This window comes from Pseudomonas sp. 2FG (assembly GCF_005502935.1).
Taxonomy (GTDB): Bacteria; Pseudomonadota; Gammaproteobacteria; order Pseudomonadales; family Pseudomonadaceae; genus Aquipseudomonas.
Map to the genome: position 1 here is coordinate 298781 of NZ_SCMP01000002.1, position 25043 is coordinate 323823.

The following is a 25043-nucleotide window of genomic DNA, read 5'->3' on the forward strand; positions in this document are numbered from 1 at the left end:
GAGAGAGGCGCGGGGCGAGCGCGCCTTTCCTTCTGCGTGGTGACGCTTAGCGGACCGAGCCGGAGGCCACCGCGTTACCGGTGAAGAAGTTTTCCGATTTGCGAGGGACGATCTTGTAGCTCTCGCCGTTGAGCCCCTGTACGACGCTGTAGGTGTTGGCCTGCAGGTTGTAGATGACCACAGGTTTTACTACGACGGCGGGAATCGATGGCACCACGAACGGCAGGACCTGTGTCGCGCGCCAGAGCTTGCCCTCGGCGTCGTACCCATCCGCCAGGGCAATGGTCCAGCTGTCCTCGTCGATGTAGAAGCGGCGTTTGGGCACCGCATGGCGTTTGCCCGGCGCGACGCTGGCCTCGACCTCCCAGACCCGGTGCAATTCCCAGCGCATCTTGTCGGCGTTGAGGACGTCTTTAGTGAAGGCGTCGTCGCGCTTCTCGGCGTGGAACTTGTTGAGATTGTAGGGGATGTACATTTCCTTCTTGCCCACCAGCTTCCACTGGTAGCGGTCGGGATGGCCGATGAAGCCATGTACTTCATCGAAGTAGTTGGCCCCGGAAGCGACGAAGTCCGGCGTGTCGTAGCCGACTGTCGGTGCGCGCCTTACCCGGCGCTGGCCGACCAGGTACTGCCAGGCTTCGCGCGGGTTCTGCGGATCGATGCCGTCATGGGTGACCAGGGATTCGCCGGCCTTGAACGGCGGTTCGCTGGTCAAAAAGCGCAGTTTCACGTACTGCCCGGACCATTTGTCGAGGCTGCCATCCTGGTAGTAGTAGGGGTACTGCCAGTTCTCCACGCCGCGGCTGGCCAGGGTGCGCGAGCCGTCCGAGTTGCCGATCATGTTGAGGTAGCCCATCTCGATCGACTCGGCTTCGACGCGCAGCAGGAAGTTCCAGATCACTTCGCTGCCGTCCTTCGGAATCGGGAACGGGATACCGCCGTAGCAGCCCTCGACGGACAGACCGCCCTGGGTCAACTGGCATCTTGTGGCGTTGGCGAAGGTATTGTCGTAAACCTTCTGCGGCGCCGCGGCGGTACGATGGGTCGGGTAGATATCCAGGTGGAAGCTGTCGGGGTATTTGTCCAGCAGCGCCTTGGTTCCTTCGTTCAACTTGTCGGCGTATTGTGCGGCGTTCTTGGCGGTGATCTGCAGTACCGGCTTCTCGCCGGGGAAGGGGTCGGCCGGCACATCGCCGAACGTGGCGCCTGCCACCTCGCCGGTCAGTCCGCCGGTCCAGGCAGGGATGCTACCGTCGCTATTACCAGCCTGTTCCGCACCCAGGGGCGTCAAGGTGCCTTTCAGGGCGTTGGCTTCACCGGCGGAAACAGCGGCGTGGGCCTGACCGATCGCCAGGCCGATGGCGAGCGTCGCCGAAACTACGAATGCATGCTTGTTCATTATTGTTTTCCTCAACAAGGCTGGAACTAGAAGGTGCGTTGGATCGAGAAGGCGATGAAATCCCTATCCTTGAGGGTCTGCTTGTAGGTGTACGCGTTATGGGAGTCGACGATTGGGGCGCCATCGCCAAAGAAGTTCGTGTAGCTGAGCGAGGCGTACCAAGCCTTCTGGTAGTCGGCCTTGAGACCGATGGTGAAGTCGCCACCATGCTCGGGGCTGAACGCCAGTGGGGTCACCGACGAGCGACCGTGAGGGGTGTAGCCGACGTTAATGGGCACCTGCAGGTCGACTCCGGGCATTACCTGGAAGTACTGCGGTTCGAAGGTAAAGCGCAGGGAGTAGGCGTCGCGGGTAGCGTTGGGGTCGAGGTGATCACCGTTTTCCTTGACGCTCAGGCGACGGTTGAACGCCAGTTCGCCCACTAAAGCCGCGGCATCCCACAGGCTGGAACCGCCATAGAGGTTGACCATCGACACCTGGGCATGCAGCGAGTTGCCGATCGGGTAGGCCGGATTCGAGTTGTTGTCGGCATCCATGCCGGTCAGTACCACCCCTCCGGTTGCCGCCAACGGGGTATCGACACGCATCGATACTTCGCCGGCGACGTTGGCCTCACCCATGACGGTGCTGAAGCTGGCGCCATAGACCTTGATGTCCTCGGCATAGACATTCACGTAGCTGTCGTCGGCACCGGGAATCAGTGCTGCCGGGCGGAAGTAGAAGATCGGGGTTTTGTCATGGTATTTGGCGGCATACAGGCCGAATTCCCAGTCCTCGATGCTGAACTTGACCTGGGCACCGAATTGCCCGGAGTCCTTGGCATCGATGTCCTCGCCATGGATCAGCCGGCCGGTCGGGAAGAACACGCTCTCCGCGCCGTCGCCGACGAAGTCGCCGTTGCTGAAATAGCTGCCTGCGGCCGGGAGGCGGCTCTTGTTCCACTCGAACTGGTAGTAGGCCCCCACACTGACGGTGTCGCTCAGTTGCCAGTTGCCCGAGACCTGCTCGGTCGGCATGAGGATTTCCTTGAACTGCGAGCCGGGCACCGACTGCAACTTGACCAGGTCCACGGTCGACTGAGCGTTGGCGATGCCGTTGGCACCGAAGAACAGGCTTTCGCCATAGATCTGATTGAACTGCCCCAGCCGACCGGTCAGACGAGTCGAGCCGATATCGGTGGCGCCATAGACGAAGGCATCGAGCAGTTCGCCCTTGCGCCCGTGCAGCTTCTCGGTGTCCTCGGTGAACTGGTCGTGCGGCACGCTGAGCTGGTTGGCGGTGGCCGGCGAGTCGTTGTCGTTGTCCTCGTTGTACACCGTGTCGTACCAGGCCGCGCCACTGATACGGGCGCCGACCTCCTGGTACTTGATGTCCAGTTCGGAGAGCAGATCCAGGCGATTGGAAATCAGGCCGCTGCTGAAGTTGCGGTCACCATCGTCACCGTTAAGCGTACCCGGATCACCAGCGATGTTGTCCTCGCGGCCTTTGACGCGAAAGGAGTTGCTGTACTTGAGGGTGTTGTCCCAGCTCGCCGTGAGGTCGGGGACGCCCGTGTCGAGCTGAAATGCATAGGCATTGAGCGAAGTACACAGGGCCACAGCCGCGCCAATGGCGCTGAGCCTGTACGGAGGAGTTTCCAGGCGTGCCCGGAGTTTTTGCTGCGTTTTCATGGAAACCTCTTCTGTTTTTTGTTGTTGTTACAGCTGGTCTACATCGTGCCGGAGCACGGAAGATCGGGTGTGCGAGTGCCTGGATCCCTCTTTGTGCGTTCAGATGGAGAGTGGTGTGGGGGTCAGCGACCTTCGCATCGGTAGAGAAACGCCAGACCGGCCTCGGCGATTTGCTCGTCGAACTCCCCTTTCACGCCGCTGACGGCGATACCGCCTACGGTCTGGCCTTCGAACAGGGCCGGCAGTCCACCCACCATTGGAATGACCCCTGCCAACGAGGCGACGCCAGTGCGCCCGGCTGCCAGCATGTCTTCGAAGAAACGGGTGGGCCGGCGCGTGATGGCCGAGCAGCGAGCCTTGTCGATGGCGATTTGCGCCGAGGATTTAGAGGCGCCGGCCAACCGGCGGAAAGCCAGCAAATGCCCCCCGTCATCGACCACCGCGATGGAAACCGCCCAGCCGTTGCGTAGCGCTTCCTCCTCCGCCGCGGCCAGCATGCCGTCCACTTCGCTCAATTCGAGTTCTGCTTTCACACGCATGGCAGTGATCCTCTGATGCAGGTGGCAACGTGGTTCGTACGACTTTTAGGTTTATGCACCATTTTGCTATTGTGCCTTTTAATCTATTTTGTGCACAAAAACTATTCCCGCTTCCTCTCGAAGTCAAGCGAAAAAACAACTCTGTGGAGACAAGGGCCACTGAGGTGGCGTTGGCCAATCAGCCGGTGCAGTTCGCAGCACGACAGATCCCGTGGGATGCCGTCGCGGTATCCCCTGACCCGTGGGAAAGGGCTGGCTTGAGCGCTCCGATCGGGCCGCCTTGCGCAAAGGGAAAGCAGCCGTCCGGCGTACCCGCCGACATCGATGTTGCGTGAGCAGCTGCTGCAGAGCGGGCCGGCTACGCGACCGCTTTGTAGCCGGCGATGTTGGCCTGCGACGACAGCACGTCGAGGCTCTGCGCACGGGAGGTGCGCGGCGCGGCCTCCAGGGCGAAGGCGATGATGCCGCGCTCGGCCAGGCGTGCGATGGTCTCGTTGCTGAACGGGTTGAGCATGCCGACCAGCACCGCGCCGATCTTCATGCGGGTCAGTTCGGCATCGCTCGGGGCCAGCACCTTCAGCACCAGATCGGCGCCGAAGGCCGCGGCATCGTTGCCGATGACTGCGCCGACGGCGGCATAGGCGCTGTCCGGAATGCTGGCGCTGACGCCGGCTCCACTTTGCACGGTGACCTGGTGGCCTTGGCTCACCAGCTTCTTGATAGTCTCGGGCGTCGCGGCACCCCGGGTTTCGCCCGTGACCGTCTCAAGTGGAATGCCAATGATCACCGCAGCGCCCTCGCCGTCATCCCGAGCCCCTTAGCGTGAATTGGCATGACGCGCATCCAGGCTCAGCGGCCCCGCGCCGAGCGCGGCGACGACCAGCATGCCGCCGACGATGGAGAGGTTCTTCATGAACTTGATCTGCGCCATGTACACCTGATCGGCGGGTAGCGCCCAGTAGTTGTGGAACAGGACGTTCGTCAGCACGGTGAACAGCGCCAAGCCGAGTGCCGCCCAGCGCGCCTGCCAGCCCACGGCAAGGGCCAAGGCGGCGAGGACTTCGAAGGCGCCGGACAGCACGGCCAAAGCGGTCGCCGCCGGTAACCCGACGTTCGCGATATAGCCAGCGGTGCCGGCGATGTCCGTCAGCTTGTCGATCCCTGCCAGGAGGAATAGCAGTGCCAGCAGAATGCGACCGGTCAGCATCAGTGGTGATTTAAAGGCGTCCATCGATGCATCTCCGAGAGGTTGAGAAAATCTGAACAAGCGCGGCCCCATGAAACCGGGAATCGATGGATAGACGTGAGCGTTGGGCAGCGGACCATCACCGATGACCACGGACTTGCTGTCCTGGACGCCGCTGACCACCCGCCTCGGCCCCCTAACTTTCGGAATCGAATTCGACATACTTCAAGCCCTTCTGCGCCAACCGCGGGCGCATGTTGTTCAGGTCGAGGCTGAGCTCCCCAGCCTCGTAGCGACGGCGCTTTTCGCCTTCGTCGGCCTCGCGCAGTCGCGCGATGCTCAGCACGCTCTCGGCCCGGGCATGCGGCACGACACAGACCCCGTCGTCATCGGCGACTATTACGTCGCCCGGATGGATCAGAACCCCGCCACAGACCACCGGCACCTGGACGTTGGCCAAGGTCTCCTTGACCGTCCCTTGCGCCGAGATCGCCTTCGACCAGACCGGGAAGCCCATCTCGGTGAGGGTGGCGACATCGCGCACCCCGGCCTCGATCACCAACCCCCTCACACCGCGCGCCTTGAGCGCGGCGCCGAGCAGATCGCCGAAATAACCGTCCTCGCAGGGCGAGGTCGGCACCACGACCAGGATGTCGCCAGGGCGGGCCTGCTCGACCGCCACGTGGATCATCCAGTTGTCCCCCGGGGCGACTTCGCAGGTCAGGGCGTTGCCGGCGATCTTCGCCGGGCGATAGATAGGCCGCAGGTGAGGAGCCAGCAGCCCTCTGCGCCCCTGCGCCTCATGCACGGTGGCCACACCCAATTCGCCGAGGCCGAGCACTACCCGATCGTCCGTTCGCCGTACGTTCGTCACTACGATGGCCATTGCACTATTCCTCTTCTGGCTACATGTGCCGATAGTATTAACATACCGATAGGTATTCAAGTGCTTTAAGGTATGTTTATTCGAGGCCATTGCCTGCGCCTGCATCTGCGCGGATCCCGGCCGCTCTCGGAGTGAAGCCGTCATGTGCCCAGCAGTCAGCTGCGCTTGCTCAGTGACTTCAGCTCCTGAATGAATTCGCGTAAAGGCTGGCGCAGGACGTCGAACAGCGGGTTGTCGCGCTCACTGAGCATGACCCCGCCGAGGAGCTTCAAACCCACCGCAGTGGCGGCGGCCGAGTCCGGATCGAGCCCGCTCACTCGGCGAACGCGCTCGGCTATCTGCATCAGGTCGTCATGGTTGTGGTGGGTGAACACCAGCGCCGGTACGGTTTCGGCGCCGCCCTCATGCGGCAGCGGCGCGAGGGTAACTTGGTAGCTGTGGACTCGACTCATCACCTGCTTACTCCATTGCTGTTATCGATCGATGTTGCCGTGCCGCCCCACCCGCTTCGTTAGCGCGGGCACGCGCGACCAGTGCCACGCGGACTGCTGCGGCCAGAGGGCCTATGCGCGAACCATCCGAACGCCCCTTGGCCGCAATGCCGGTATCCATCGAGTCCCGGCAACGGGCCATGTCGCGCGTCACTCCGCCCGCCTTGCGCACGGTCGTTGACAATCCCGATTCTCGACTAGATACTTTAAAGTATTAAAATACCGCAACGAATGTCAACATCTCGCTAGCCCGTGATGCCCTCGGCGGGCAGGTCTTTCAGGGCGGAGGCAGCCCTGGGGCGCCTGACAGCAAGAGTCCCGTGAACTGCCGACCACAAGACGAAGAGAGCTTCCATGATCATCGACTGCCACTGCCACTACACGACCGAACCGCAGCTGCATCACGCCTTTCGAGAAGCGCAAGTGAGGTACGCCCAGGATCGGACCGGGGCGCCCCCCCTCTACCCGGGCATCGGCGACGACGAGATCCGCGCCTCGATCGAAGGCAACCAGCTGCGCCTGCTGCAGCAGCGTGGCATCGACATGACGGTCTTTTCGCCGCGTGCCGCCGGCATGGGCCACCATGTCGGCGACGAGAGCATCAGCCAGGCCTGGACTCGCGCCTCCAACGACCTGATCGCGCGGATCGTTGCGCTGTTTCCGCAGCACTTCTTCGGCGTCTGCCAGTTGCCGCAGTCGCCAGGCGTACCCATAGCCCACTCGATCCACGAGTTGGAGCGCTGCGTCAAGGAACTGGGCTTCGTCGGTTGCAACCTCAACCCCGACCCATCGGGAGGCCACTGGACCGCGCCGCCACTGACCGACCGCGCCTGGTATCCCTTCTTCGAGAAGATGATCGAACTCGATGTGCCGGCGATGATCCACGTTTCCGGCTCGTGCAACGCGTGCTTCCACACCACGGGCGCGCACTACATCAACGCCGACACTACGGCCTTCATGCAGTTGCTGCAGGGCGATCTGTTCAGCGACTTTCCGCAGCTGCGCTTGATCATTCCCCACGGCGGCGGGGCCGTGCCCTATCACTGGGGCCGCTACCGCGGGCTCGCCGACATGCTGAGCAAGCCACCCCTGGCGCGCCACCTGATGCAGAACCTGTTCTTCGACACCTGCGTCTACCACCAGCCGGGCATCGATCTGCTGTTCGAGGTGATCGACATCGACAACATCCTGTTCGGCTCGGAGATGATCGGTGCGGTGCGCGGCCTCGATCCCGAGACCGGACATCATTTCGACGACACTCGGCGCTATATCGATGCGCTCGCCATCTCGCCGCAGGACAAGCACCGAGTCTTCGAAGCCAATGCGCGGCGGGTCTATCCACGCCTGGATGCGCAGCTCAAAGCCCGCGGGCTCTAGCCCGGCGCCGGTCAATGCGGAAACGGAAATGGCGCCTCGGCAGTGACCGAAGCGCCATTGGAGTGTGCCTTGCCGGGCGGATCGTCCGGCAGGTGATGGGTCCGCCCCTGCAATGGCTACCCGTTACGAGGAGTGCTTAGCGCCCTGCGGCTGCTCACCATAGGCATGCAGCATCGCGCTCAGGGCAAGCCTGACCAGGTCGCCTGCGGTCGGCCCGGCCTTGAAACTCGCGGCCGCACCATAGGTCAGCTCGAAGACGATACCACCCAGGGTTTCTGGATCTGCGGGAGCGGCGCCCTCTGGAAACATCCGCAACAGGATCTCACCGAGACGCTGCCATTGCGCCCGGAACAGGGTGGCGTGGCGCTCGCCGAAGGTCGCGTCGCGGCGCGCGCGGCGGAACAGCTCGAGCGCGAGCAGGCCCCAACTGGGATCGGTCGAACGGTTCAACGCCCAGTCGCTGATGATCTCGATCATCGCCTGGGGGTCCGTCACATCGCCGATCAGCTCGGCGATTTCCGTCACGTCCTGCAGCGAATGAGCCTCCAGCAACTCGAGGATGATCTCTTCCTTGCCGTTGAAATTGGAGTAAAAGGCGCCCTTGCTGAAACCAGCCTCCTCGGCGATGCGATCTACGGAGGCGCTCTCGTAGCCTTCGCGCGCCACCACTGCGCGCGCCGACTCCAGCAGTTTCGCCCTAGTCACCGCACGGCTTTCTTCTCTGGATAGGCGAGCCACCCGCTTCCTCCTTGGATTGCACATAGATACCGCACGCCGCAGCGCGGGAATTCGCGCCAGGCGACTGGCACCCGGCGCATCTTAATCATTTCAACCCAGTACCGAAAGGACGCAGGCCGTCGCCCAAAACAGCATGTATTCCGGGCCTTGCTTCTGCCAGCGCCAGTTGAAGCCGTTGATCCTGAGCACGGCATAGCTCGCCCCCATGAGAACGACGACCGCCAGCGCAGCGGCGAGCTTCTCCTGGATACCGAACACCAGCCCGATACCTGCCAGCAGCTCCAGGGCGATGGTGATGGCGACGAATGCACGGCCAGGACGCAGACCGACTTTCGCGAACGTCAGCGAAGCGGGAGCGAAGTTTTGAATCTTGCCGATGCAATGGGGGAGGAACCAGATGCCGCACAGGATGCGCAGTACGGCGAACGGGTCAATCGATGCTAATACCATGGTCTGTTTCCCTCACATACTAATGCTGAATGCTTGCAGCGCGCGCTGCACCCGGGTGTCATCGGCAACGGCTTTGGCGTCGTGCTTGGCGTCTGGGCTGAGCAGGTCGGCCTTGGCCATCAGTTCGATCGACTTGTCGAAAGCCGCGTCGGGAATCTCCAGGCTCAGGGCACGATCACATAGTTGCTGAAGCCGCCGTGGCGGGCGCCGATGCCAGAGATAGCCTGGTTGATGTCGTCCAGGCGCGCGACTTCGTGTTCGAGGATGGACAGATCGATGGTCTTCGAGCGGATCATCTCGACCATGTCGTAGCCCTCGGTTGAGGTGAACCAGGCCGAGCCGATGAGCTTCATCGAGTTGTCCATCAGCCACTTCATATCGATCGGCAGTTTGCCGACCGTGCCACCCACGTTGACGATCGTGCCGCCGCGTGCCACGCCGTGCATGGCGTCATCGAACACCTCCAGCGAGACGGCCGCGCCCAGTGCATCCACCATGAAATGCGCGCCGCGACCGCCGGTGCGGCTGCGGGCCCACTGAGCGATCGAGCCGTCGTCGGTGGAGAACACCTCGATACGCTGCGGTGCCAGGGCCTTCACGCGCTCGAGCAGCGCGCGATTGCGCCCGGTACCGAGGATGCGGCTCGCGCCCATGGCCAGGGCGAACAGCGTGATGCCCAGCCCCAGGGTGCCCGAGATGCCATTGATGATCAGCGACTTGCCGGCCAGGGGTCCGCACTTGCGCAGCGCCGCGTAGCCGGTGCCCAGGTAGCCGAGCCGAGCCGCTTCTTCGAACGAGATGTTGTCGGCCAGCTTGACGATGGCGTGCTGCGGCGCCGCCAGGTATTCACAAAAGCCACCGTGCGGATAGAGGTCGTAGATGGTTTGCGACTTGTCCTTGGAGAAACCGAAGTAGCCGTTGAACACGAAGTACTCGCAGGCCACGCGGTTGTCCGACAGGCAGGCCGGGCACGAGCCGCAGGCACGCACCGGGCTCACGTAGACCCGGTCGCCCGGCTTGAGGCCGACCACTTGCGAGCCGACTTCGACGATCACGCCGGCCGGGTCGAGGCCGAAGACCGCCGGCAGCTCGGGCTGCGGCAAGTGCGGACACCAGGTCGGCCAGTTGGCCAGCACATTGCCCAGGTTGGGCACCATGCCGCAGGCCTGAACCTGTACCAGAACGTCGGTGGCCTGTGGTGCAGGGCGCGGCACAGTATCGATCGTCATCGGGGTACCAACCGCGTGCATGCGGGCGGCGCGCATCGTTGGGAGGCTCATGGGGTGTCTCCTTGCTTGTTGTTTTGGGGGCCGAGGGCCGGGCAATGGAAAGCGAAAAATAATTGACATTCCATTTGGTATGCGAATACTACAAGGCATGCCGATCCCGCGCAAGATGCATTTCCACGGCATGTATTTTATGATATATCGTGCATGAACATTGGTTTTGTGCATAAAAATAAGGAGACAAACGCGATGACCGCTCCCGTCTATCTGTCCAATACTTGGTATGCAGCCGCCTTCAGCGACGAGCTGAGCACCACGCCGTTGCTGCGCACCCTGCTCGGAGAACCGATGGCCTTGTACCGCGGTGCGTCAGGCCGCGCGGTGGCCCTACATGACCGCTGTCCGCACCGTTTCGCGCCGCTGCACCAGGGCCAGGTGTTCGGCGACGACCTGCGCTGCCCCTACCACGGCCTTCGCTTCGACCCTCAAGGTGCCTGCGTACACAACCCGATCGGCGAGGGCAAGATTCCCAAGGCGGCCTGCGTGCGCAGCTATCCGCTGGCCGAGCGCGACGGCATCGTGTGGCTGTGGTGGGGCGACGCGCCTGCCGACGAAACGACAATCCGCCGCTGGTCTGAATTCGATGACACGCAGCGCCATACCAGCGTTCAGGGCTACATCCACGTGCGCGCCAACTTTGAGCTGGTGATCGATAACCTGCTCGACCTGAGCCACGCCGAGTTCCTTCACCCCTACCTCGCCACCGAGGGTTTCAACCGGCGCACCCAGTACTCGATGGAGCAGCAGGGCAATACGGTGGTGGCGCGCAACTGGCGTCCGAGTGAGCCCATCAGCGGGCTGTTCGCCCTGGCTTACGGCGAGGGTGCGCCGACGAACGTCGATCACCTGTCTGTGGTTATCTGGGAAGCGCCATCCACCATCCGCCTGGACATCGGCGTCACACGGCCGGGCCGACCGGCTGCAGAAGGGCCTAGTTCCTATCAGGCGCACCTGTTAACACCCGAGACCGAGCACACCAGCCACCTGTTCTGGAAGTGGGCACGCGACTTCCAGATCGGCAACCAAGAACTCTCAGTGCAACTTCAGGCCAGCCTGCAGGAGGCCTTTGAAACGGAAGACGAGCCGATGATCGAAGCCCAGTCACGCCACATGGCGGGCCGCCAGCTGGACGAACTCAAGCCGGTGCTGCTGCCCACCGATTCAGCCGCCTTGCGCGCACGGCGAGTGTTGCGCCAACTGATCGACCAGCAGGTGATGTCATGATCGAGGTACTGGTCAGCCAGCGGCGCAGCGAAGCCGAGGACATCTGCAGCTTCGAGCTGACGGCCGTGGACGGCTCGCCGCTGCCGCCCTTCGAGCCCGGAGCGCACATCGATGTGCATTTGCCCAACGGCCTGATCCGCCAGTATTCGCTGTGCCCGGGGGCGGAGCAGCTCGGCCGCTACCTGATCGCGGTGCTGCTGGAGCCGGCCTCGCGCGGCGGTTCGGCGGCGGTGCACAGGCTGCAGGTCGGCGATCGACTGCGCATTGGTGCCCCGCGCAACCATTTCCCGCTGCAGGGCGACGCACAAGGCTCGGTGCTGCTGGCCGGCGGTATCGGCATCACCCCCTTGCTGGCGATGGCCGAGCATCTGGCGGCCCGCGGCGCGGACTTCGTCTTGCACTACGGGGCCCGCTCGGCCGCGCGCATGGCGTTCGAAGAACGGCTGCGCCAAGAACCGCTGGCCGCGCATGTGCACTTCCATCTGGACGATGGCGCGCCCGAGCAGAAGCTGGTGCTGGCTCAGGCCCTGGGTCCGGTCACGCCAGGCACCCAGGTCTATGTCTGCGGCCCCGGCGGCTTCATGGACTGGGTGCTGCAGGGCGCGCGTGAGGCCGGCTGGCCCGAAGCACAGCTGCACCGCGAGTACTTTGCCGCGCCCGCCCGCGTCCAGGACGCGGAGGACGGGGCGTTCCAGATCCAGATCGGCCGTGGCGGCGCCATTCACACGGTGCCGGCCGAGCGCAACGTGATCGAGGTGCTGAACGAGCACGGTATCGAAGTGCCTGTGTCTTGCGAACAGGGTGTTTGCGGCACCTGCGTCACCCGCGTGCTCCAAGGTCAGCCCGACCACCGCGACAGCTACCTCACCGACCAGGAGCGAGCGGCCAACGACTGCTTCACCCCGTGCTGCTCCAGAGCGCGCTCGCAGCTGCTGGTGCTCGATCTCTGAGCTACCCCCTTTCGTCCATCGAACCGAACCACAGGAACGATTTCATGACCCACCCATCCACCCACCCTCTCACCCCCATCAAGCTGGCCGGAGGAGCCCTCGGCTTCAACTGGCTCCCCGTGTTCGTGGCGCGTGAGCGCGGCATCTTCAAACGCCATGGCCTTGAGGTGGAACTCTGCCGCCTGGGCAGCGTGGACAAGGCAACCGCCGCCGTACGCACGGGCGAGGCCGATCTGGCCATCTCGCCACCTGAAGGTGTGCTGGCCGACGCTGCCGCTGGCGGCAATCTGAGGCTGATCGCTGCCAACTGCAACTGCCTGCCGCTCACTTTGGTGGCGCGCGCGGGCATCGAGCGCATCGAGGACCTGAAGGGCGCCGTGCTCGGCACCTCGTCGCTCACCGAAGGCACGGCCATCTACACGCGCGAGATGCTGGCCCAACACGGGCTGCAGTACCCGGAGGACTATTCGTTCTCCCTGGCAGGCGTGCACCAGGCGCGCTGGAAGGCGCTGCAGGACGGCAGCATCGATGCCGCCGTGCAGCCGCCGCCGTTCAATTTCCTGGCCATCGATGCGGGCTACAGCGACCTCGGCGAGGTCAGCGACTACCTGCCCGAGATCGCCTTCACCGCCATGCTCGGTCGGCTGGAGTGGGTGCAGGCCCACGAGGTCGCGGTGCTGGCCCTGCTGCGCGCGCTGGCCGAGGCCACCGCGCTTGTCTACGACGAGATGAACGACGCGACGCTGTTGCCCATCATGATGGAGGTGACCCAGTCGGACGCGGCCTACGCGAAGCGGGCGCTCGACTACATGCGTGACAAGTCGGCGTTTGCCCGCTCGCTGGAGATCCCGTCCGCCGCGTTGGACAAGTCGCTGGAGCTGATGGTCAAGGCGGGGCTGCTCGACGCCGCCGCGCAGGACAGCGCCCGTCGGGGCTGGGACGGCCGCTGGGCGCAACGTGCAGCGCAGGCCGTGAACGCTGGGGAGGCCGTGTGATGGAGGCGCTGAGTCTTGATCCCCTGGCCGTGCTGCGCGTGCTGTGCGGCGTCTGGTTTCTACCCCACTGCATCGGCAAGGTCCGCAACCTCGGGCCGGCCTCGCAGACCTTCGCCAAGGCCGGCTTGCACCCGGCGCGGGCCTTCGTGGTGCTGACCATCGTCGTCGAAGTGCTCGCCGGCCTGGGCCTGGTGTTCAACATCTATCCCGAGGTCGCTGCCGCTCTCGCCGCGGGCGTGCTCGCTGGGGCCAGTTATGCGGTGCTGAAGATCAACGGCTTCAACTGGCGCTGGCAGAAGCAAGGCCCCGAATTCATGGTTTTCTGGGCCATCGCGGCGCTGCTGTCGGTAGCCGGCTATTGATCCGGCCCTTTAATGTCTTGATTTCCGTAGGGTGGGTTACGCCGCTACGCGGCTAACCCACCCTACGACTGCGGACTGCCGGCTGAAAGTTCAAACTTCAGCGGGCCGGATCAATAGTGGCCTGTGCGGCCAGGTGCCGGCTGTCGGAGCGGCAGCAGGCCCTCGCTCGGTGACCTGGCCACGGGGCCCAGGCAGTTTTTCAACTCACACAAGCTGCCCTTCATATCAGGGAGTTGCTCATGATCAAGTCACGCGCCGCCGTCGCGTTCGCGCCTAACCAACCGCTGGAGATCGTCGAGATCGACGTGGCGCCACCCCAGGCAGGCGAGGTTCTGGTGCGCATCGTTGCCACCGGTGTCTGCCACACCGACGCTTATACGCTCTCCGGACAAGACAGCGAGGGCGTGTTCCCCTGCGTCCTCGGCCACGAAGGCGGGGGCATTGTCGAAGCGGTCGGTGAGGGCGTCACCTCGCTGCAAGTGGGCGACCACGTCATTCCCCTGTACACGGCCGAATGCCGCCAGTGCAAGTTCTGTACCTCGGGCAAGACCAACCTGTGTCAGGCGGTGCGCGCCACCCAGGGCAAGGGCTTGATGCCGGACGGAACGACGCGCTTCTCCTACAAGGGCACGCCGATCTATCACTACATGGGTTGTTCGACCTTTTCCGAATACACCGTGCTCCCGGAAATTTCCCTGGCCAAGATCCCCAAGGAGGCGCCGCTGGATAAGGTCTGCCTGCTCGGTTGCGGGGTGACCACTGGCATCGGTGCGGTGCTCAACACCGCCAAAGTGAGCGAGGGTGCCACTGTGGCGATCTTCGGGCTGGGCGGCATCGGTTTGGCGGCGATTATCGGCGCCAAAATGGCCAAGGCGTCACGCATCATCGCCATCGACATCAACCCGGCAAAGTTCGAGGTGGCGCGCGAATTGGGTGCCACCGAGTTTCTCAACCCGAAAGACCACGCCCGCCCCATCCAGGACGTAATCATCGAGTTGACCGACGGTGGTGTGGACTACAGCTTCGAGTGCATCGGCAACGTGCACCTGATGCGCGCGGCCCTGGAGTGCTGTCACAAGGGTTGGGGCGAGTCGACCATCATCGGCGTGGCACCCGCGGGTGCCGAGATCAGCACTCGGCCCTTTCAATTGGTCACCGGTCGCGTCTGGCGCGGCAGTGCCTTCGGCGGCGTAAAGGGGCGCACCGAACTGCCCGGCTATGTAGAGAAGGCGCAGAAGGGTGAGATTCCACTCGATACGTTTATCACCCACACCATGGGGTTGGAGCGCATCAACGATGCATTCGATTTGATGCACGCCGGGCAAAGTATCCGAACTGTCATTCATTTCTGACTTTGCGTGCCGACGCAGCAATTGCCAGTGTCGGCCCGTAACTATTGGGCGCGTGCCCGCCATTCACTAAACCGAGAAAAATAATGTCTATCTATACGCACGTTACCGTTGGCACCAACAACCTCTCTCAGGCCCGCGAGTTCTACGACAAAGTGCTGGAAGAGTTGGATTACAAACGTATCGCTGACCTGAATGAAAATGGTTCGATCTGGGGTTATGACTCCCCTGCGTTTTTCGTCCTCAAACCCGCAGATGGTGCGCCGGCTACTGTAGGCAATGGCGTTACTGTCAGCTTCCAAGCGCCGAGTCGTGCTGCTGTTCATGCGTTCCACGAGGCTGCTCTGGCATTGGGGGCCAAGGACGAGGGGCAGCCGGGGCCGCGAGGCTGGGCACCCAATGCCTATGCCGCCTATACCCGAGACCTCGATGGCAATAAGTTGGCTGTTTATTGCTTCCAACCAGCCTAATTAATCTAGGCAGGGACTATTCGAGTGATTCGGTTCGCTTGAAGTAATCCGAATAAGGAGCAGCGCTCTTATCTACCGATGCGAGCGCAGCTCTTCTTCACAACTTCCAACCGACCTTCCCTACCATCTTATTGCGGCTTTGCGCCGAAGTTCTCGGAGGTAGTTTCTCTGCTCAAGGGAAACTCTTATATGGACGCCTCCCGGAACTCAATCGGTAATCATGCTGGCGTGTAGGTAGGAGCAGTCTTATATCCGGCCTGTTGTGCAGGAGACGTTGTGTTGGCAAGGCATCGCAGCTTGTCCCGGTAGCGGGCACAACCGCAGTGGATAATGACTTATGCCCCATCTAGGCATTCTTGCATTCGCAATGCCTGCAGCGCTGCTGATTGGCATATCCAAGGGCGGTTTCGGCGGAGCCCTGGGTGGCCTTGCGGTGCCGCTGCTCGCACTCGTAATGCCGCCAACCCACGCGGCAGCTGTCGTGCTTCCGGTGCTATGCATGGCCGACTTCACAGGACTGCAGCGTTACTATCGAAAGTGGGACGTTGCCAACCTCAAGATCATGCTACCTGGGGCCATCGTCGGCATTCTGGTTGGCAGCCTGACATTCGGGATGCTCAGCGAGCATCTGATCGGCATGATTATCGGCGTCATTGCAATCGTGTTCTTTCTGCTCGGTTTGATCACCGGACAGAACAATACAGGGTCAGAAGAGCCCAAACGCCTCAAGGGTGCACTGCTCTCTGGAGCATCCGGTTTCACCAGCTTCGTGGCCCATGCCGGCGGGCCTCCGGTGATGATGTACCTGCTCCCCCAGCAGATGGAAAAGGTGCGCTTCATAGCCACCTGCAATGTGTTCTTCCTGCTGATCAATGCGATGAAGTTGATTCCCTACACCTTGCTTGGGCAATTCACTCAGGAAAGCCTCCTCACCAGCATGGCACTGGGGCCAGTGGTAGTGCTCGGGGTATGGCTCGGGGGTTGGCTGCAAGGCAAGGTCAATCAGACGTGGTTCTATCGCATCGCACGACTGGGTCTACTCCTTACAGGCACTCAACTGATGATTCAGAACTGGTGATTAAACACAGGCAACGAGAGCACTTGAACATCCAGCCGCCCTCAGATCCTGAGTCGCTGCTGTGAGGTCATCCCGGCTTTCCGACAGTTCTAAACTAGAGTTCGGCCGATTTGAGAGCAGTGATCACGCAGGCTTGGTGCCCACTCGCTCCTGGCACAGAGGCGGCACGGATTAGGCACAGAATTGGCACAACACAAAAACAAAGGGCCTAGGTTTTCACCTAAGCCCTTGTCGTATTTGGTGCACCAGGCGGGATTCGAACCCACGACCCCTGCCTTCGGAGGGCAGTACTCTATCCAGCTGAGCTACTGGTGCGATGCGGGCGCCATGATACGCATCTCGGTGGCAGGCGTCCATGCCAGGTAGACTTGTTCGTGATATTGAACGAAAGTACTAGGCTGGCCAGTCAATGATCAGAAAAGCGTCACTCTTAATGAGTTTTCGTTAATTTTTTCGAACAGGCTATTGCCCTTTGCCCGGCGCGACCCTAGGATTCGTTTGAGATTTCAAACGCCTTCGACGCGAACAGGGGCTTACCGTACTCAGCGGCCTGCACCTTGTTCCAATTGCCGCCGTCAGGGCTCAGTCGGTACGACGTGTCATCCATTATTTCCGGCTGCAGCTGTCTAAGCTGGGTCGAGTCACAACAATTCTGCCCGGTGCCTGTGTGTCGGGGTAAAGGAGACGGCCATGCAACTCAAAGACGCTCAACTGTTCCGCCAGCAAGCCTATATCGACGGCGCCTGGGTGGACGCGGACAACGGCCAGACTATCAAGGTCAACAACCCGGCCACCAACGAGATCATCGGCAGCGTGCCGAAAATGGGCGCCGCCGAAACCCGGCGTGCCATCGAGGCCGCCGACAAGGCCCTGCCGGCCTGGCGCGCGCTGACCGCCAAGGACCGCGCCAACAAGCTGCGCCGCTGGTTCGAACTGTTGATCGAGAACCAGGACGACCTCGGCCGCTTGATGACCCAGGAACAGGGCAAGCCGCTGGCCGAGGCCAAGGGCGAGATCGTCTACGCCGCCTCCTTCATCGAGTGGTTCGCCGAAGAAGCCAAGCGCGTCTATGGCGACGTGATTCCCGGCCACCAGCCGGACAAGCGCCTGCTGGTGCTCAAGCAACCGATCGGCGTGACTGCGGCTATCACCCCGTGGAACTTCCCCGCGGCGATGATCACCCGCAAAGCCGGCCCGGCCCTGGCCGCCGGCTGCACCATGGTGATCAAACCGGCCAGCCAGACGCCGTTCTCGGCCCTGGCGCTGGTCGAACTGGCGCACCGTGCCGGGATCCCGAAAGGCGTGCTCAGCGTGGTCACAGGCTCGGCCGGCGACATCGGCGGCGAGCTGACCAGCAACCCGATAGTGCGCAAGCTGTCCTTCACCGGCTCGACCGAAATCGGTCGCCAGCTGATGGCCGAATGCGCCAAGGACATCAAGAAGGTCTCGCTGGAACTGGGCGGCAACGCGCCGTTCATCGTCTTCGACGACGCCGACCTGGATGCCGCGGTGGACGGCGCCCTCGCCTCCAAGTACCGCAACGCCGGGCAGACCTGCGTGTGCGCCAACCGCCTGTATGTGCAGGACGGCGTGTATGACGCCTTCGCCGAGAAGCTGAAAGCCGCGGTGGCCAAGCTGAAGATCGGCAACGGTCTGGACGACGGCATCACCACCGGCCCGCTGATCGACGAGAAGGCCGTGGCCAAGGTTCAGGAGCATATCGCCGACGCCGTGAGCAAGGGCGCTACGGTGGTCGCCGGCGGCAACAGCCTGGGCGGCAACTTCTTCGAGCCGACCATCCTGGTCAACGTGCCGAACAACGCCGCGGTCGCCAAGGAAGAGACCTTCGGCCCGCTGGCGCCGCTGTTCCGCTTCAAGGACGAGGCCGAGGTGATCGCCATGTCCAACGACACCGAATTCGGCCTGGCGTCCTACTTCTATGCCCGCGACCTGGGCCGGGTGTTCCGCGTCGCCGAGGCGCTGGAGTACGGCATCGTCGGCATCAACACCGGGATCATCTCCACCGAAGTGGCGCCGTTCGGCGGCATCAAGGCCTCGGGCCTGGGCCGTGAGGGTTCCAAGTACGGCATCGAAGACTATCTGGAAATCAAATACCTCTGCCTCGGCATCTAGTAGCTACTGCGCATCGGTGATGCTGCGTTGCACCTTGTGACCCACATGGATGTGGGAAATGCCGCTACCCGCCGGGAGCGGGTGCGGCCCAGACCTTCGCTCGCTACTAGTCCGATGGTAAAAAGCAACAAAGAACCCCTGAGCAGTCGGCAGGGCCGTGGCAGTCGATCATCGTATGCTGCCCGCGCCTTTCCCCGGCTGCGTTACTCCTTGAACTGCGCCGACCGATGAGCGGCGAATGAGGACTCTATGAGCAAGACTAACGAATCCCTGATGCAACGCCGCCAGGCCGCCGTTCCGCGCGGTGTCGGCCAGATCCACCCGATCTTCGCCGAGTCGGCGAAGAACGCCAGCGTGATCGACGTCGAAGGGCGTGAATTCATCGACTTCGCCGGCGGCATCGCGGTGCTCAACACCGGTCACCTGCACCCGAAGGTCGTTGCCGCCGTGCAGCAGCAGCTGACCAAGCTGACCCACACCTGCTTCCAGGTACTGGCCTACGAGCCCTACGTGGAAGTCTGCGAGAAGATCAACGCCAAGGTCCCGGGCGATTTCGCCAAGAAGACCCTGCTGGTCACCACCGGCTCGGAAGCGGTGGAAAACGCCGTGAAGATCGCCCGTGCCGCCACCGGCCGCGCCGGCGTCATCGCCTTCACCGGCGGCTACCACGGCCGCACCATGATGACCCTCGGCCTGACCGGCAAGGTCGTTCCGTACTCGGCCGGCATGGGCCTGATGCCCGGCGGTATCTTCCGCGCCCAGTACCCCTGCGAACTGCATGGCGTCAGCACCGATGACGCGATCGCCAGCATCGAGCGGATCTTCAAGAACGACGCCGAGCCGAAAGACATCGCCGCGATCATCATCGAGCCGGTACAGGGCGAAGGCGGTTTCTACGTCGCGCCGAAAGATTTCATGCAGCGCCTGCGCGCCCTCTGCGACCAGCACGGCATCCTGCTGATCGCCGACGAAGTCCAGACCGGCGCTGGCCGTACCGGCACCTTCTTCGCCATGGAACAGATGGGCGTGACTGCCGACCTGACCACCTTCGCCAAATCCATCGCCGGCGGCTTCCCGTTGGCCGGTGTGTGCGGCAAGGCGGAATACATGGACGCCATCGCCCCGGGTGGCCTGGGCGGCACCTATGCCGGCAACCCGCTGGCGTGCGTGGCCGCGTTGGCGGTGATGGAAGTGTTCGAGGAAGAACAGCTGCTGGATCGCTGCAAAGCGGTCGGCGAGCGTCTGGTGACTGGTCTCAAAGCCATCCAGGCCAAGCACAAGAGCATCGGTGACGTGCGCGCCCTCGGCGCCATGATCGCCGTCGAGCTGTTCGAAGACGGCGACCACCACAAGCCGGCGGCCGCGCTGGTCAACGCCGTGGTGGCCAAGGCCCGCGACAAGGGGCTGATCCTGCTGTCCTGCGGTACCTACGGCAACGTCCTGCGCGTGCTGGTGCCGATCACCGCCGAAGACGCACTGCTGGACAAAGGCTTGGCGATCATCGCCGAGTGCTTCAACGAACTCGCCTAGGGCTCACCAGCCAGGCAGTCCTGAGACCCGCTTCGGCGGGTCTTTTTTTTGGCTATGTCGCCGTTATGTGTTGCGCCCAGGCGCCCGGCGCTTGAGTGCGAGGTAACCTGACGTCGTAGGGTGCGCCGTGCGCACCAAGAACCCGTGGCCTGCGCTGGTGCGCACGGCGCACCCTACCCATTGCTGAGCTTGTAGGCAGGAGCACTTCCCCAAACGCCTCATGCAACACCTAACTGGTACATAGACTTTTTTTGTAGGCCAGGCGCAACCGCGCAGCAAAGATGCTGCCGGAAGGTGCGGGCGGGACTGCCAAACAGGACGATTGCGTCTATAGATAGAAGATTGCGCCGTGCGCGCCGGCGGCAGCCTATTGGGCCTGTAACGCACTAGGCTTGTAACAGGGGCGCGCCGTTATCCTCTATAGCCTATATCCCTCGAAGGAGTTAGCCGTGCACGCCATGCTGCCGCTCCTCAATCAATTGACCTTCCCTGCGCTGCGCCGTGGGCCGCTGCAAGCCTTGCAGGTCAATCTGACCTACCGCTGCAACCAGCGCTGCCTGCACTGCCACGTCAACGCCGGGCCGACCCGCACCGAGAGCATGGGCGACGAAACCCTGGCGGTTCTGTATCGGGTGATCGACGCCCATCCGGTGCAGACCCTCGACCTGACCGGTGGGGCGCCGGAGCTGCACCCGCGCTTTCGCGAGCTGGTCAGCCACGCGCGGCGCGAAGGTTTGCGGGTGATCGATCGCTGCAACCTGACCATCCTCGCTGAGCCGGGCCAGGAGGATCTGGGCGCGTTCCTCGCCGCCCAGGGTGTCGAGATCACCGCCTCGTTGCCCTGCTACTCGCGGGAGAACGTCGACCGCCAGCGTGGCCAAGGGGTATTCGACGCCAGCATCCAGGGGCTGCACCAGCTCAATGCGCTGGGCTATGGGCAAGCCGGCAGCGGGCTGGTCCTCAATCTGGTCTATAACCCGCAAGGCCCCAACTTGCCGCCGCCGCAGGCGCAGCTGGAGGCCGACTACAAGCAGCATCTGGGTGAGGACTTCGGCATCCGCTTCGATCATTTGCTGTGCATCACCAACCAGCCGATTGCCCGCTTCGGCAGCACCCTGGTCAGCAAGGGCCAGTTCGCCGCCTACATGCAGCTGCTGCGCGACAGCTACCGGGCGGAAAACCTCGACGGGCTGATGTGCCGTTCGCTGGTCAGCGTCGATTGGCAGGGTTACCTCTACGACTGCGATTTCAATCAGATGCTCGATCTGCCGCTGGAGCAGCCGGACCGACTGATCGCCCGTGCGCGCACGCATCTGCGCGATCTGCTCGCGATCGAGTTGGACGGTAATCCGATCGTCGGCCGCGACCACTGCTTCGCCTGCACCGCCGGCCAAGGTTCCAGCTGCAGTGGGGCGCTAAGCGGATGAATCCGCGCAAACTGGCACTGCTCAGCCTGATCCTGCTGCTGGTGGGCGGCTTCTTTGCCTTCGACCTCGACCGCTACGTGGGCCTGGAGTACCTCAAGGCCCAGCAGGCGACGCTGCTCGCCCAGGTGGCGGCTCAGCCTGGGCAAGCGGCGTTGCTGTTCTTTCTGGCCTATGTGGCGGTGACCGCGTTGTCCTTGCCCGGCGCGGCGCTGATGACTCTGCTCGGCGGCGCGCTGTTTGGCCTGTGGCAAGGCGTGCTGTTGGTGTCCTTCGCCTCGACCCTAGGCGCGGCCTTGGCCATGCTCAGCAGCCGCTTCTTGTTGCGCGACTGGGTGCGGCGGCGCTTTGCCCGGCAACTGGCCGGGATCGAGAAGGGCATGCAGAGCGACGGCGGCTTCTACCTGTTCGCCTTGCGTCTGGTGCCGTTGTTTCCGTTCTTCATGATCAACCTGTTGATGGGCCTGACCCGCCTGCCGCTGCTGACCTATTGGTGGGTCAGCCAGCTCGGCATGTTGCCGGGCACCCTGGTCTATGTGAACGCCGGGCGCGAGCTCGGTCAGCTGGAGTCGTTGGCCGGAATACTTTCGCCTGGCCTGCTCGGTGCCTTCGTCCTGCTCGGCCTGTTCCCGCTGCTGGCGCGCCGGCTGCTCGGCTGGCTCCAGGCGCGGCGGGCGTACGCCGGCTGGGTCAAGCCGAAGACCTTTCAGCGCAACCTGCTGGTGATAGGTGCCGGTGCCGGCGGGTTGGTCAGCGCCTATATCGCCGCGGCGCTGAAGGCCAAGGTCAGCCTGATCGAGAAGCAGCAGATGGGCGGCGACTGCCTGAACACCGGCTGCGTGCCGTCCAAGGCGCTGCTGCGTTCGGCCAAGCTCGCGGCCGAGCTGAAAAAGGCCGCGGCCTTGGGGTTTACCCAGGTCAGCGCCGAGGTGGATTTCCCGGCGGTGATGCAGCGCATTCAGCGGGTGATCGCCACCATCGAACCGCACGACTCGCCGCAGCGCTATCGCGAACTGGGCGTCGAGGTGCTTGCCGGCGCGGCGATCATCCGCTCGCCGTGGACGGTGGAGGTCAACGGCCAGCTCCTGAGCAGCCGCGCCATCATCATCGCCGCCGGTGGCCGGCCGCTGTGGCCGGATATTCCCGGCCTGGCCGACCTGCCGGCGTTCACCTCGGACACGATCTGGAGCCTGCGTGAGCAGCCCAAGCGCCTGCTGGTGCTCGGTGGTGGGCCGATTGGCTGTGAGCTGGCGCAGGCCTTCCAGCGCCTCGGCAGCCAGGTGATTCAGGTGGAACTGGATACGCGCCTGCTACCGCGCGAGGACGAAGATGCCAGCGCGCTGGTGCTGGCCAGCCTGCGCGGTGAAGGGGTCGATGTGCGCCTGCGGCACAAGGCCGAACGTTTCGAGCGGGTGGAGGGCGAACGGCGGTTGCTCGCCCGTCAGCTGGATAGTGGTGAAGAGATCGTGATTGCCTTCGACTGTCTGTTGCTGGCCCTCGGCCGGGTGGCCAACGTGAAGGGTTACGGTGTCGAAGCCTTGGGGCTGGTGGTGCGGCCGAACGGTACCCTGGAGACCGATGAGTACCTGGCCACCCGCTTGCCGAATATCTATGCGGTGGGCGATGTCACCGGGCCTTACCAGTTCACCCATGTCGCCGCCCATCAAGCCTGGTACGCCGCGGTGAATGCGCTATTTGGAAGTTTTAAACGCTTCAAGGTCGATTACCGGGTGATTCCCCATTGCACCTTCACCGACCCGGAAGTGGCGCGGGTCGGCCTCTCGGAAGTCGAGGCCCAGGCGCAGGGAGTTGCCTATGAGGTCACGCGTTTCGATCTCGCGGAGCTGGACCGGGCGATTGCCGACGAAGTGGCGCACGGCTTCGTGAAGGTGCTCAGCGAGCCGGGCCAGGACCGCATCCTCGGCGTCAGCATAGTTGGGGCACAGGCCGGTGAACTGCTCGCCGAGTACGTGCTGGCGATGAAGCACGGCCTCGGCTTGAACAAGATCCTCGGCACCGTCCACAGCTACCCGACCCTGGCCGAAGCCAACCAATACGCCGCCGGCGAGTGGAAGCGCGGCCATGCGCCGCGAGGCCTGCTGCGCTGGCTCAAGCGCCTGCATGGTTGGCGGCGCGGCTGAGCTAAAGTCGTTGTAGCGCCGCGGCCCTTGGTCGCGGCGACCCACTGACCATTCCCAGCATGGGCGAGCATATGGCCAAGGATTATCTGCAACGCCTCAACCAGGTTCTCGAGCAGGGTCTGGCCAAGGATATCTTCGACAACCTGCGCAATTTCCTGATGTGCTCCCTGCTGTTCGCCGCCGGCACCAATGCGCTCCACGATCCTCGGCAGTTGTTCTTGGGGCTGGCCGTCTCGAGTCCGGCTGGCTGGGGGCTGATGGTACTGGCCGCTGTGCTCACCCTGCTGAACATCTGGGACGGTCTGCATAAGCTGGCCCGCTTGAAACGCCACCTGCTGTTGCAGGTGGCGGTGTGTCTGGTCTACGTCGTCCTGGCGCTGCGGGTGGTGGAAATTGTCTGGGGTTTCCGCAGCCCTTGAGTCGCCTGTGGGTTGGGCGACTAGGCCGCTTGGCTGTGCTGCGCGGGTGCTGCCTGCTCGCCACCGGCGATGGCGGGGCGCTGCTGAGTTGGCGCGAATGGAGCGCCGGCGGGCGTTTATGCGGTTGCTGGAAGGACTACCTCGACCGCGGCTTTATCCGGCGCCATCGCTTGCCGGGTTAGGTCATCCGGCTTCGGTGTTGGCAGAGCTCGCTGCTACGGGGCAGCGCGACGTTTTAATAGTGCTGCGCGGCCTGGCGCAGGCGTTGAAGGTCGAGGATTTCGATCGCGCCGTAGGTCAGGCGCAGGATGCCCTGGGCTTCCAGCTCCTTGAGGATCTGGTTGGTGGTCTGTCGCGAGATCGCCAGCATCAGCGCCAGTTGTTCCTGGGCCAGGTGGATCACCCGCCGCGGTCCACCCTCGCCGTAATTCTCCGCGATCATCAGCAGGCGCCGGGCCAGGCGCGGCGCGGCGGGTAGCAGGCTGATCTGTTCCAGGGCGATAAAGGCCAGGCGCAACTTCTGGCTCATCAGCAGGGCGAAGTCGCGCCAGTGTTGCGGTTCGCATTCGAGCAGGCTGAGCAGCGCCGTTTGCGACACGTGCAGCAGGGTCGTCGGCCCTTCGGCAAAGGCGTCATGGGTGCGCGGTTGAGCGTCGAACAGGGAAATCTCGCCGAACCAGTAAGGCGGCTCGACCAGGCTCAGCAAGGCTTCCTTGCCGCTCGCGCTGACCGCGCCAATGCGGATCGCGCCCTCTACCACCGCATACAGGCCACAGGGTTGGTCGCCGCGGCTGAACAAGCGCTGCCCGGCCTCCAAACGGCGCACTTGGGCGCTACTCAGCAGCATCTCCTGCAGGCTGGCGGGCAGGGCATTGAACCACTGGCCGCCGAGCAGGCGTTGGCGATAACGCAGGGCATCATTCATGGTTTTTCCAAGGCTTTGTCG

23 protein-coding genes, 1 tRNA gene and 1 pseudogene are annotated in these 25043 nt (G+C 63.3%); 13 read left to right on the plus strand and 12 right to left on the minus strand.

Annotated elements, in window-relative coordinates; translation table 11 throughout:
* Positions 1-46: 46 nt before the first annotated feature.
* The 7 genes and pseudogenes from FFS13_RS03250 to FFS13_RS03280 form a co-directional block, all read right to left on the minus strand.
* The gene (locus tag FFS13_RS03250; RefSeq protein WP_137817681.1) at positions 47-1399 is read right to left on the minus strand and encodes a DUF1329 domain-containing protein; all 1353 of its coding nucleotides are present in this window, start codon (positions 1397-1399) and stop codon (positions 47-49) included.
* 26 nt (positions 1400-1425) lie between these two features.
* Complete coding sequence (locus FFS13_RS03255; RefSeq protein ID WP_137817682.1) at positions 1426-3069, minus strand: DUF1302 domain-containing protein; 1644 nt, start codon at positions 3067-3069, stop codon at positions 1426-1428.
* A gap of 122 nt (positions 3070-3191) precedes the next feature.
* Positions 3192-3608 carry a heme-binding protein gene (locus FFS13_RS03260; RefSeq protein WP_137817683.1) on the minus strand — a complete coding sequence of 139 codons (417 nt, stop codon included), beginning with the start codon at positions 3606-3608 and terminating at the stop codon, positions 3192-3194.
* Positions 3609-3972: 364 nt separating this feature from the next.
* Positions 3973-4395 (minus strand): annotated as a pseudogene (locus FFS13_RS03265) (NAD(P)(+) transhydrogenase (Re/Si-specific) subunit alpha); the annotation flags it as partial.
* A 30-nt stretch (positions 4396-4425) separates the two neighbouring features.
* Positions 4426-4839: a DoxX family protein gene (locus tag FFS13_RS03270; protein WP_137817684.1), complete on the minus strand. Its 414-nt coding sequence runs from the start codon at positions 4837-4839 to the stop codon at positions 4426-4428.
* A 151-nt stretch (positions 4840-4990) separates the two neighbouring features.
* Positions 4991-5680, minus strand: a complete 690-nt coding sequence (locus FFS13_RS03275) for a 4-carboxy-4-hydroxy-2-oxoadipate aldolase/oxaloacetate decarboxylase (protein WP_137817685.1) — start codon at positions 5678-5680, stop codon at positions 4991-4993.
* A 155-nt stretch (positions 5681-5835) separates the two neighbouring features.
* On the minus strand, positions 5836-6132 hold the full coding sequence (locus FFS13_RS03280; protein WP_218568591.1) for a DUF3861 domain-containing protein: 297 nt from the start codon (positions 6130-6132) through the stop codon (positions 5836-5838).
* Between the two features lie 393 nt (positions 6133-6525).
* Between FFS13_RS03280 and FFS13_RS03285 the strand changes: the two genes are divergently transcribed.
* The gene (locus FFS13_RS03285) at positions 6526-7548 is read left to right on the plus strand and encodes an amidohydrolase family protein (RefSeq protein WP_137817687.1); all 1023 of its coding nucleotides are present in this window, start codon (positions 6526-6528) and stop codon (positions 7546-7548) included.
* A 123-nt stretch (positions 7549-7671) separates the two neighbouring features.
* Here FFS13_RS03285 and FFS13_RS03290 read toward each other — a convergent pair whose 3' ends face one another.
* The 3 genes from FFS13_RS03290 to FFS13_RS03300 form a co-directional block, all read right to left on the minus strand.
* The gene (locus FFS13_RS03290; RefSeq protein ID WP_218568593.1) at positions 7672-8253 is read right to left on the minus strand and encodes a TetR/AcrR family transcriptional regulator; all 582 of its coding nucleotides are present in this window, start codon (positions 8251-8253) and stop codon (positions 7672-7674) included.
* A 123-nt stretch (positions 8254-8376) separates the two neighbouring features.
* Positions 8377-8736, minus strand: coding sequence for a DoxX family protein (locus FFS13_RS03295; RefSeq protein ID WP_137817689.1), 360 nt, complete (start codon positions 8734-8736; stop codon positions 8377-8379).
* A 164-nt stretch (positions 8737-8900) separates the two neighbouring features.
* The gene (locus FFS13_RS03300; RefSeq protein WP_137817690.1) at positions 8901-10016 is read right to left on the minus strand and encodes an alcohol dehydrogenase catalytic domain-containing protein; all 1116 of its coding nucleotides are present in this window, start codon (positions 10014-10016) and stop codon (positions 8901-8903) included.
* Positions 10017-10211: 195 nt separating this feature from the next.
* On the opposite strand from FFS13_RS03300, the gene FFS13_RS03305 reads away from it, so the two are divergent.
* The 7 genes from FFS13_RS03305 (at position 10212) to FFS13_RS03335 (ending at position 16450) form a co-directional block, all read left to right on the plus strand.
* Entirely contained in the window at positions 10212-11246 is a 1035-nt protein-coding gene (locus tag FFS13_RS03305) for an aromatic ring-hydroxylating dioxygenase subunit alpha (RefSeq protein WP_171006405.1), read from the plus strand.
* Entirely contained in the window at positions 11243-12196 is a 954-nt protein-coding gene (locus tag FFS13_RS03310) for a PDR/VanB family oxidoreductase (RefSeq protein ID WP_137817692.1), read from the plus strand. The genes FFS13_RS03305 and FFS13_RS03310 overlap by 4 nt, the downstream gene beginning before the upstream one ends.
* A 44-nt stretch (positions 12197-12240) precedes the next feature.
* Positions 12241-13191: an ABC transporter substrate-binding protein gene (locus tag FFS13_RS03315; RefSeq protein ID WP_137817693.1), complete on the plus strand. Its 951-nt coding sequence runs from the start codon at positions 12241-12243 to the stop codon at positions 13189-13191.
* Complete coding sequence (locus tag FFS13_RS03320; protein WP_137817694.1) at positions 13191-13553, plus strand: DoxX family protein; 363 nt, start codon at positions 13191-13193, stop codon at positions 13551-13553. The genes FFS13_RS03315 and FFS13_RS03320 overlap by 1 nt, the downstream gene beginning before the upstream one ends.
* A gap of 239 nt (positions 13554-13792) precedes the next feature.
* The gene (locus FFS13_RS03325; protein WP_137817695.1) at positions 13793-14905 is read left to right on the plus strand and encodes an S-(hydroxymethyl)glutathione dehydrogenase/class III alcohol dehydrogenase; all 1113 of its coding nucleotides are present in this window, start codon (positions 13793-13795) and stop codon (positions 14903-14905) included.
* An 83-nt stretch (positions 14906-14988) separates the two neighbouring features.
* Positions 14989-15372: a VOC family protein gene (locus tag FFS13_RS03330; RefSeq protein WP_137817696.1), complete on the plus strand. Its 384-nt coding sequence runs from the start codon at positions 14989-14991 to the stop codon at positions 15370-15372.
* Between the two features lie 337 nt (positions 15373-15709).
* A complete protein-coding gene (locus FFS13_RS03335) occupies positions 15710-16450 on the plus strand; it encodes a sulfite exporter TauE/SafE family protein (RefSeq protein WP_137817697.1) in 741 nt (246 codons plus the stop codon).
* A gap of 238 nt (positions 16451-16688) precedes the next feature.
* On the opposite strand, the gene FFS13_RS03340 is transcribed toward FFS13_RS03335, so the two are convergent.
* Positions 16689-16765: transfer RNA gene (locus FFS13_RS03340), tRNA-Arg, on the minus strand.
* Between the two features lie 375 nt (positions 16766-17140).
* On the opposite strand from FFS13_RS03340, the gene gabD reads away from it, so the two are divergent.
* From gabD to FFS13_RS03365, 5 genes are all read left to right on the plus strand, one after another.
* Entirely contained in the window at positions 17141-18583 is a 1443-nt protein-coding gene (gene gabD / locus FFS13_RS03345; RefSeq protein WP_137817698.1) for an NADP-dependent succinate-semialdehyde dehydrogenase, read from the plus strand.
* Between the two features lie 249 nt (positions 18584-18832).
* Positions 18833-20113: a 4-aminobutyrate--2-oxoglutarate transaminase gene (gene gabT, locus FFS13_RS03350; RefSeq protein WP_137817699.1), complete on the plus strand. Its 1281-nt coding sequence runs from the start codon at positions 18833-18835 to the stop codon at positions 20111-20113.
* A gap of 458 nt (positions 20114-20571) precedes the next feature.
* A complete protein-coding gene (gene arsS, locus FFS13_RS03355; RefSeq protein ID WP_218568595.1) occupies positions 20572-21540 on the plus strand; it encodes an arsenosugar biosynthesis radical SAM (seleno)protein ArsS in 969 nt (322 codons plus the stop codon).
* On the plus strand, positions 21537-23678 hold the full coding sequence (locus tag FFS13_RS03360) for an FAD-dependent oxidoreductase (protein WP_137817701.1): 2142 nt from the start codon (positions 21537-21539) through the stop codon (positions 23676-23678). The genes arsS and FFS13_RS03360 overlap by 4 nt, the downstream gene beginning before the upstream one ends.
* A 59-nt stretch (positions 23679-23737) precedes the next feature.
* Complete coding sequence (locus tag FFS13_RS03365; protein ID WP_256657802.1) at positions 23738-24097, plus strand: hypothetical protein; 360 nt, start codon at positions 23738-23740, stop codon at positions 24095-24097.
* Between the two features lie 235 nt (positions 24098-24332).
* On the opposite strand, the gene FFS13_RS03375 is transcribed toward FFS13_RS03365, so the two are convergent.
* Positions 24333-25022: a Crp/Fnr family transcriptional regulator gene (locus tag FFS13_RS03375; protein ID WP_137817702.1), complete on the minus strand. Its 690-nt coding sequence runs from the start codon at positions 25020-25022 to the stop codon at positions 24333-24335.
* Positions 25023-25043: the final 21 nt, after the last annotated feature.

Coding starts and splice junctions, on each gene's coding strand:
- FFS13_RS03250 (WP_137817681.1), bottom strand. CDS start 1,399: ATGAACAAGCATGCATTCGTAGTTTCGGCGACGCTCGCCATCGGCCTG.
- FFS13_RS03255 (WP_137817682.1), bottom strand. CDS start 3,069: ATGAAAACGCAGCAAAAACTCCGGGCACGCCTGGAAACTCCTCCGTAC.
- FFS13_RS03260 (WP_137817683.1), bottom strand. CDS start 3,608: ATGCGTGTGAAAGCAGAACTCGAATTGAGCGAAGTGGACGGCATGCTG.
- FFS13_RS03270 (WP_137817684.1), bottom strand. CDS start 4,839: ATGGACGCCTTTAAATCACCACTGATGCTGACCGGTCGCATTCTGCTG.
- FFS13_RS03275 (WP_137817685.1), bottom strand. CDS start 5,680: ATGGCCATCGTAGTGACGAACGTACGGCGAACGGACGATCGGGTAGTG.
- FFS13_RS03280 (WP_218568591.1), bottom strand. CDS start 6,132: ATGAGTCGAGTCCACAGCTACCAAGTTACCCTCGCGCCGCTGCCGCAT.
- FFS13_RS03285 (WP_137817687.1), top strand. CDS start 6,526: ATGATCATCGACTGCCACTGCCACTACACGACCGAACCGCAGCTGCAT.
- FFS13_RS03295 (WP_137817689.1), bottom strand. CDS start 8,736: ATGGTATTAGCATCGATTGACCCGTTCGCCGTACTGCGCATCCTGTGC.
- FFS13_RS03300 (WP_137817690.1), bottom strand. CDS start 10,016: ATGAGCCTCCCAACGATGCGCGCCGCCCGCATGCACGCGGTTGGTACC.
- FFS13_RS03305 (WP_171006405.1), top strand. CDS start 10,212: ATGACCGCTCCCGTCTATCTGTCCAATACTTGGTATGCAGCCGCCTTC.
- FFS13_RS03310 (WP_137817692.1), top strand. CDS start 11,243: ATGATCGAGGTACTGGTCAGCCAGCGGCGCAGCGAAGCCGAGGACATC.
- FFS13_RS03315 (WP_137817693.1), top strand. CDS start 12,241: ATGACCCACCCATCCACCCACCCTCTCACCCCCATCAAGCTGGCCGGA.
- FFS13_RS03320 (WP_137817694.1), top strand. CDS start 13,191: ATGGAGGCGCTGAGTCTTGATCCCCTGGCCGTGCTGCGCGTGCTGTGC.
- FFS13_RS03325 (WP_137817695.1), top strand. CDS start 13,793: ATGATCAAGTCACGCGCCGCCGTCGCGTTCGCGCCTAACCAACCGCTG.
- FFS13_RS03330 (WP_137817696.1), top strand. CDS start 14,989: ATGTCTATCTATACGCACGTTACCGTTGGCACCAACAACCTCTCTCAG.
- FFS13_RS03335 (WP_137817697.1), top strand. CDS start 15,710: ATGCCCCATCTAGGCATTCTTGCATTCGCAATGCCTGCAGCGCTGCTG.
- gabD (WP_137817698.1), top strand. CDS start 17,141: ATGCAACTCAAAGACGCTCAACTGTTCCGCCAGCAAGCCTATATCGAC.
- gabT (WP_137817699.1), top strand. CDS start 18,833: ATGAGCAAGACTAACGAATCCCTGATGCAACGCCGCCAGGCCGCCGTT.
- arsS (WP_218568595.1), top strand. CDS start 20,572: ATGCTGCCGCTCCTCAATCAATTGACCTTCCCTGCGCTGCGCCGTGGG.
- FFS13_RS03360 (WP_137817701.1), top strand. CDS start 21,537: ATGAATCCGCGCAAACTGGCACTGCTCAGCCTGATCCTGCTGCTGGTG.
- FFS13_RS03365 (WP_256657802.1), top strand. CDS start 23,738: ATGGGCGAGCATATGGCCAAGGATTATCTGCAACGCCTCAACCAGGTT.
- FFS13_RS03375 (WP_137817702.1), bottom strand. CDS start 25,022: ATGAATGATGCCCTGCGTTATCGCCAACGCCTGCTCGGCGGCCAGTGG.